Genomic DNA, 6,885 nt, shown 5'->3' on the forward strand with positions numbered 1-6,885 from the left:
ACGGTCAGCTCCCGCAATCAGTGCTGAAGGGCCGAACGCCCATTGATGCGCTCAAGGACTGGCAAAAACAAAGGCCGGACCTGTTCAGGAAGAGGCCGTATAATCACATGGGATGTGACACCTAGCAGCCAGTCGCGGAAATGGCTGCGGTGATGATCATCGGGAGCCTTCGCCAGCGCGCTCAGGCCCTTCTCCATCTGTTGCCGGGTGCGCGGCGATGGATAGCTGTCATAGCTGACCACATCGATCATCGTAAGCGACAGCATCCGCTCCGGGTGAAAGACACCGAGCCTCTGGGCGATGCCGCCCCCGAAATCATGCGCCACGAGGTGAAACCGATCGAGGCCCCAGTGATCCAGCATGGCCAGAAGGATCTGCACCTGCGCGGAGATCGAGGTATCGACCTGCGGGTTCTGGGGACGTTCCGACAGGCCAAAGCCCAGCAGATCGAAGACATGGGTGCGGAACCCCTGCTGCGCCACATGCGGGACGACATTGCGCCAGATCAGCGACGATGAGGGCGTGCCGTGAAGAAAGACGACAGGCTCGCCCTCTCCATGACGTCCGCAGGCGATGCGGTGACCGTTCACGACGACCTGTTCCGTGATGAGCTGGTTCATGGGGTCTCTCCTATATTCGGGTTCAGGCCCCTTGGATAAATCGGTCTGTGAATGACGTAAAATGCAGTGGTTGACCAAAGCGATCGAAAAATGTCATGCCGTTCGTCATGACAAAGATGGAAATCGGGGCGCTTCAGGCCCTTTGCGCTATTCAGGACCAGGGCGGCGTGTCCCGCGCGGCGGCGTCGCTGGCGCTGTCGCAATCTGCCGTCTCTCACAAGATCAAGCGGATGGAGGACGTGCTGGGCTGCGCCCTGCTGGACCGTCGGACGGGCCGCCCCCGTTTCACGCAGGAGGGCGAGAAGCTGCTTGGCTATGCTCGCCGCATTCTCGCCTTGCATGACGAGGCGCTACATGCGCTGAGCACCGAGCCGCTGAGCGGCAGGATCAGGCTGGGCGTGACCGAGGACATGACGAGCAGCGGGGTGTCCCGCGTCCTTGGGCGGTTTACCCGGCTTTACCCCGCGATCTCGGCGCAGATCAGCGTCGCGCAGAGCCGGGTCATCGCGGCGCGTCTGGACCGGGGAGAGCTGGATGCCGGTGTCTTTCAGGTGTTCGCGGACGACCGCAGGCCAGACGACGTGACGCTGTTCGAGGACAGCCTGAGCTGGGTGAAATCGCCTGAACTCACGCTGGACATGGACCAGCCGATGCCGCTGCTGACCTTCGACGACGACTGCTTCTACCGCGATTGGGCGCTGCACCGTGCCCCGCAATCGCAGGCGGGGTTCCGCATCGTCATGCAATGCGCCAGCATTGCCGGCATGACATCGGCCATCCGCGCCGGTCTGGGCGTCACCCTTTTGAATGGTCGCCATATCGAGCCGGGTTTCGACGTGGTGACGGACCTCTTCCCGCCGCCGCCCAACGTCGCCTCCATCGTTCGCACGGGCCCAAAGCCACGCAACGCGACCCTCATGGCCCTGATCAGGATCGTGGCGGGCGAAGCCGATTGGCACGCTGACAAGGGCCCTGGGGCGGCGGCTGATCTTGTCAAAGTCAGGGATGGACGGGGAAAGCCAGCGGCGTAAGCCACGGATGCCGACTGGCAGCTTTGCCCGCATCGCGGATGCCGAATAGTGGACCGTGCTGCCGCAAGCCTTAGTGACCAGTTCACGGGCGTCGCGGACCGGCGGTATTTATAACGAGACCATGAGGTATGGTCCGAGGTCTTTGACCGTATCGCCGCAGCCCGCATCGTTCCGGGCTGGCCGACAACCATGCGGAGGACGCCGTGCCGGATCGCCTGTCTTGACCCCGTTCATCTCATGCGCTCAGCCGCGCCTCGCGCCTATCCCGCCCCGGTGGTGTGCCGAACAGGCGGGCGTAATCCCGGGTGAATTGCGGCACGCTTTCATAGCCGACGGCATGGGCGGCATGGCTAATCGCGGCCCCCCGTGCCAGCATCAGGCGACGCGCCTCGATCAGCCGCAGCTGTTTCTGGAACTGCAGGGGCGACAGGGTGGTGATCGCGCGAAAATGCTGATGGAACGAGGATTCGCTCATCCCGGCGACCTCCGCCAGATCGCCGATGCGCAGGGTGTTCGGGTAATCCCGGCGGATCAGCGCGACCGCCCGCGCGATGCGATGGGCATGGCTGTCGACGCCACCAAGCGCCCGGATCGCGGCGCCATGGCCACCGGTCAGCAGCCAGTAATGCATTTCCCGCAGCAGCGCCTCGCCCAGAACCGGCTGCGCGGCAGGCCGGTCCAGAAGACGCATCAGCCGCAAGGCGGCATCTGTCACATCCGGGTCGGCAGGCTGGATCCTGACCGGGGCGGTGTGGCTGGTGCGCAGATCGGCCTCGACCGCCAGTTCGCGCAACAAAGCCGGGTCCAGCTCCAGGGCCAGCGCGTAATAGGGGGCTGCGGGGCTCGCCTCGATGATCTCGCTAATCGTGGGCACATCGGCGGTGATGACCAGCGCCTCTCCCGCGCCATACGCGACGCTGGTCGTGCCCATCGTCACCCTCTTGCGACCCTGTAGGCAGATCGCGATCAGCGGCTTTTGCACGGCGACCTGCAACTCGCCGGGAGAAAGCTGACGCACCACACCCAAGCCTCGAAACGGGGTCGGCGCAAAACCGAAGCGGTCGGCATGGGCATCGGCGTGGCGGCGGACAAGGGTCAAAAGGCTGAGCATCAAGGAACTCCACGCGAAGGGGCTTGCAGTATCAGGCAAGCATAACGCCCTTTGGACAAGTCCTTTCGCAGAACTTCACCGAAACAGGCAAGAGAGGCCGAGAAACAGGCAACACAAGCCAGCCGTCATGCCCCATCTTCCCCTCATCCGCTGAAGAGAAGGAGCAGGATATGAACAAGATCGCACTGGTCACCGGCGCCAACCGTGGCCTTGGCCGCAATACCGCCCTGTCCATCGCCCGCCGTGGTGGCGATGTCGTCGTCGCCTATCGTGGCAATGCCGGGCAAGCCGACGAGGTCGTCAGGGATATCAAAGCGCTTGGCCGCAAGGCGGTGGCGCTCCAACTCGATCTGTCGGATCTGCCGGACCTTCCGGCCTTTGCCGCCACGCTGAAGGATAGCCTGCGGGGTGTCTGGGGACGCGACAGCTTTGATCATCTGATCAACAACGCCGGGCATGGCGAATTCACCCCCTTTGCCCAGACCACCGAGGCGCAGTTCGACGGGCTGTTCAACGTGCATGTGAAGGGGGTGTATTTCCTGACGCAGGCGCTGCTGCCGCTGATCGCGGATGGCGGGCGGATCGTGAACTTCTCGACCGGGCTGACGCGGTTCTCGGCCGAGGGTTTCTCGGCCTATGCTGCGGCCAAAGGCGCGGTCGAGGTGCTGACGCGCTATCTGGCGAAAGAGCTTGGGCCCCGCGGCATCGCCGTCAATACCGTGGCTCCGGGTGCCATCGAGACCGATTTCGGGGGCGGGATCGTGCGCGACAATCCCGATGTGAACGCGCTCTATGCGGGAATGACCGCACTTGGCCGTGTGGGCCTGCCCGATGATATCGGCCCGATGGTGGCAGGCCTGCTGTCCGACGACAATCGGTGGGTCACGGGACAGCGGATCGAGGTCTCGGGCGGTCAGGCGATCTGACCGTGTAGCATCGGGTCAGCGCGGTAGCGCGCTGGCCTGGTTTCCAGGCGGTTCCGATGGACGAGGTATGTGGTCTCTGATGACCGGCATCCGGCACGCCTGCATTTTTTCTTGCGTCGGCGACTTGGTTGGTTGGCGAGGTTTGTCACCTGGAGACGGTGTGTCTCCTCTGCGAAAGCTGGGCTGCGGCGCGCCCTGGCCGTGACCATCTGGTCTGGGGCGGCCTTGCATGTCTTGAACCGAAGGCGGCCCGACGACAGTCCGCCGTGATAAGCGCTAATTCACCATTCGGCGCCAGTGCTCGCGCGCGTTTTCCGGGCACCCCGCAGAGCTGTCGGTGGCTCGCAGCGTCGGTGTTTCTGCTATAAGATAAATCAGTCGTGATGCATGGGCTGCAAGGATGCCGCGTCGTGAACGTGGATGCGCGATAATATCTGCGCCACCCGCGCTGCCCGGGTCATGTGCCGGAGTGAACGGACCCCCATCTCTTGCCGTTCAGTCCTTTGCCGCCACGCAAGGAACATTCAAATGCTGAAGCCTCTCGCCGCCGCCCTTCCGCTTGCCAGCCCCGCTTTCGGGTCCAGCGAAGATGCCTGGTCGGCTTTTGCTGCCGAGGTCGAGGATGCATGCATGGGCGCTGTAGGCGGCTCGATCTCCGGTGCATCGGCGGTGGTCGATCCTTTCGCCAGCGAACGCTTTGGTCTGGCCATTGTCAGCGGGCGGACGGCGAATGACCGCGCCGTAAGCGTCATCTGTGTTCTGGACAAGGAAACCCGTGCGGTTCAGATCGGTGGCGAATTGGACATCGCGGTCACGCGGACCGGCCTGCAGCCGCTGACCGCCAGCGACATCGAGAGCGCTGCGTTGGACGGTGAGCTTTTCTGCAGCTTCGAGACCGAAAGCGGGACACTGCTGCTGGCCGCCGGATATGTTGCCTCGAACCAGCCTGCGCAAGCCGTCATCAAAGCGTCCGGCCGCATGTTGAGCCTGAGCGCCCCGGGCGGCTTCGACGCCATCATCGCCGGCACCGCGTTAACCGGCGTCGGCGGTTCGGCAATGATCGAAGTGACGGGGCCCGCGGCCGAGGGTGGCGAGTCCCCGGCCCGTCCGGCGACGCTGACGGTCCTGCCGGACGAGGGCATCGAGACAGCGGCTGATGGGTTTTGGCGCTGCGGGCCATAAGGTCTATGGGCCGCTTGGGCCGACAGATCTACAACGATTTCGGCCCGCCGGCCCTTGACGCGCAGGGTCTCAGCATAGCGGGCTAGGGCGTGTTGCGTCACAAACGGCGTTTGACGGCTAAGGATCCGCCTGCTGTCGCAAAGCTGCGTTCTCAGCACAGCAGCAACATGCGGGGGCCGTTCCATCGGCAATCAAGAAGCCGATCCAAGGACCATGCGACGAACGCATATAATCATCATGCCAAATCCTGGGGGCCGGGGTATCGCCTCAGGTGACGCGTCTCAGCTCCTTTTCAACATACACGCGTCGGGTTCGCCATTCGGTTTGGATGTTCGATGGGTCGCCTCGGTCTATCTGCACGTTATTCTGCCGCGCCGAAATTGTTCGTCCCTGCGCAAACATGCCCCGATGTCCAGCCAGGTCCGAAAGCCTGTCCCATGTCCGATCCAATCTTTTTCGACAACTGGCCCAGCCTGCTGCGCATCCCGCTCGTAGGATTGCTGGCCTATATGGCTTTGATCATCATGTTGCGCGCGTCTGGAAAACGGACGCTCAGCAAGATGAACGCCTTTGATCTGGTGGTTACCGTGGCGCTCGGCTCGACATTGTCGACAATCCTTTTGAATGCCAGCATTCCGCTGCTCGAAGGGATCTTGGCCTTGGCCCCGCGGGTGTCTCTGCAATATGCGATCACGTGGCTGTCGGTTCGCTCGGCCCGCGTTTTCCGAGTCTTATAAAAGCCGGGCCGAGCTTGCTGGTGCATGACGGGCGCTATCCCGATGCGGTCCTGAAAACACAAAAGGTCGCGCGCAACGAGGTCGCTGCGGCACTGCGCCAGAGCGGCAAGTCTGGCATCGAGGGCATTCTGTCCGTGGTTTTGGAAACGGACGGCTCCATGACGGTGACCCCGGGCTGATCTGGCGGCGTGGCCTTGCCATCCAATCGGCGGGGTGACAGGTTCACGTAACCAGTCAATGAAGAGGGACAGGCTTGTGGAGGACACGACATTTCTGTCCATGTCCGACCATCTGGGTTCTGTCGCCACCGCGCTGGAATGGGTCGTCGTTCTGATCGAACTGTTCGCGATCGCTATTCTGCTGCTGGGCGTGGTGCGCTTCACCGGTTGGTTCGTCTCGGGCGAGGTCATGCGGCGCGACGCTCATGAACGCGACCATCAGCTCAACCGCGGTCGGCTGGCGCTTGGCAGGCATATTCTGGCGAGCCTCGAAGTGCTGATCGTCGCCGACCTGATCCGGACTGTGCTGCACCTGACGCTGGCCAATATCGTGCTGCTGGGGGGGCTGGTGCTGATCCGCTCCTTCATCTCCTTCTCTCTCGAATATGAGATGAGAGCGCTGGAGAAGGAATGACCGCGCGGTCGGGATGAGGACGCGGCGTGTCATAAGGGCAGGCACCATGGTCGCCAACCTTGTCGCCTAAGGGGGTAATTGCCACAGATGCGCCGGGCGCATGAACGACCTAGGTCTATACACGCAAGGTGGCAAAACCCTGGAGCTCGGACAATCTTCGGAAGTTCATCGCGGCGTCAGCAGAACCGAACGACTAGCCTTCGGTGGGTCGACGCACCTGCGCCATGCGTAATGAATCTGAATCATATCTGCATTGTGCGGCTAGGGTGTTTCGGTATTCGCGGCTACCCTCCGACGATTTTGCCGCACTATTGACCCATCCACAGCAATCCAACTCACCGTCAGTGACACAAGGCTGTGATCGAGAGGTATTTCCCTCCGCTGAGCGGGATATTAGAATCCCAATGCCACAATCCGTTTGAAGGCAGGTCTGAACAATTTTTTCTTTGGATGGCGGATCGGCTTCGACTTATGGCAATAAGTCGAAGCCGAAGTTTCTGTTTCTTATCGAATTATTTGTAAGCGGCGGGGGCGCCTCACCTGCTTTCAGCTTGACGGCATGAAGTTCCAAGGCAGCAGATCGTCGATCCTTGCTTGCGGGTGACCGGCGGCCACTGCTTCCAAGGTTGCCTTCAAATAGGCGAA

Annotated in this window: 9 protein-coding genes; 6 read left to right on the forward strand and 3 right to left on the reverse strand. The window is 62.3% G+C overall.

Annotation, left to right across the window (positions count from 1 at the left end; translation table 11 throughout):
• Positions 1–17: 17 nt before the first annotated feature.
• Positions 18–620, reverse strand: a complete 603-nt coding sequence (locus tag EG885_RS21290; protein WP_131578680.1) for an alpha/beta fold hydrolase — start codon at positions 618–620, stop codon at positions 18–20.
• Between the two features lie 95 nt (positions 621–715).
• Here EG885_RS21290 and EG885_RS21295 point away from each other — a divergent pair, with 95 nt between their 5' ends.
• Positions 716–1,651, forward strand: coding sequence for a LysR family transcriptional regulator (locus tag EG885_RS21295; RefSeq protein ID WP_131578681.1), 936 nt, complete (start codon positions 716–718; stop codon positions 1,649–1,651).
• Between the two features lie 235 nt (positions 1,652–1,886).
• On the opposite strand, the gene EG885_RS21300 is transcribed toward EG885_RS21295, so the two are convergent.
• Complete coding sequence (locus EG885_RS21300) at positions 1,887–2,762, reverse strand: AraC family transcriptional regulator (RefSeq protein ID WP_131578683.1); 876 nt, start codon at positions 2,760–2,762, stop codon at positions 1,887–1,889.
• A gap of 170 nt (positions 2,763–2,932) precedes the next feature.
• Between EG885_RS21300 and EG885_RS21305 the strand changes: the two genes are divergently transcribed.
• The 5 genes from EG885_RS21305 (at position 2,933) to EG885_RS21320 (ending at position 6,240) form a co-directional block, all read left to right on the forward strand.
• Positions 2,933–3,688 carry an SDR family NAD(P)-dependent oxidoreductase gene (locus tag EG885_RS21305; RefSeq protein ID WP_131578685.1) on the forward strand — a complete coding sequence of 252 codons (756 nt, stop codon included), beginning with the start codon at positions 2,933–2,935 and terminating at the stop codon, positions 3,686–3,688.
• Between the two features lie 528 nt (positions 3,689–4,216).
• On the forward strand, positions 4,217–4,870 hold the full coding sequence (locus EG885_RS21310; protein ID WP_131578687.1) for a hypothetical protein: 654 nt from the start codon (positions 4,217–4,219) through the stop codon (positions 4,868–4,870).
• 437 nt (positions 4,871–5,307) lie between these two features.
• Complete coding sequence (locus EG885_RS23395; RefSeq protein WP_242679788.1) at positions 5,308–5,607, forward strand: DUF421 domain-containing protein; 300 nt, start codon at positions 5,308–5,310, stop codon at positions 5,605–5,607.
• Positions 5,608–5,627: 20 nt separating this feature from the next.
• A complete protein-coding gene (locus tag EG885_RS23400) occupies positions 5,628–5,786 on the forward strand; it encodes a DUF421 domain-containing protein (protein ID WP_341352779.1) in 159 nt (52 codons plus the stop codon).
• Between the two features lie 76 nt (positions 5,787–5,862).
• Positions 5,863–6,240: a DUF1622 domain-containing protein gene (locus tag EG885_RS21320; protein WP_242679790.1), complete on the forward strand. Its 378-nt coding sequence runs from the start codon at positions 5,863–5,865 to the stop codon at positions 6,238–6,240.
• 546 nt (positions 6,241–6,786) lie between these two features.
• Here EG885_RS21320 and EG885_RS21325 read toward each other — a convergent pair.
• On the reverse strand, positions 6,787–6,885 hold a 99-nt coding region (locus tag EG885_RS21325; RefSeq protein ID WP_131578689.1), incomplete at its 5' end, for a transposase domain-containing protein.

Origin of the sequence: Paracoccus nototheniae, assembly GCF_004335005.1 — a bacterium.
Lineage (GTDB): Bacteria > Pseudomonadota > Alphaproteobacteria > Rhodobacterales > Rhodobacteraceae > Paracoccus > Paracoccus nototheniae.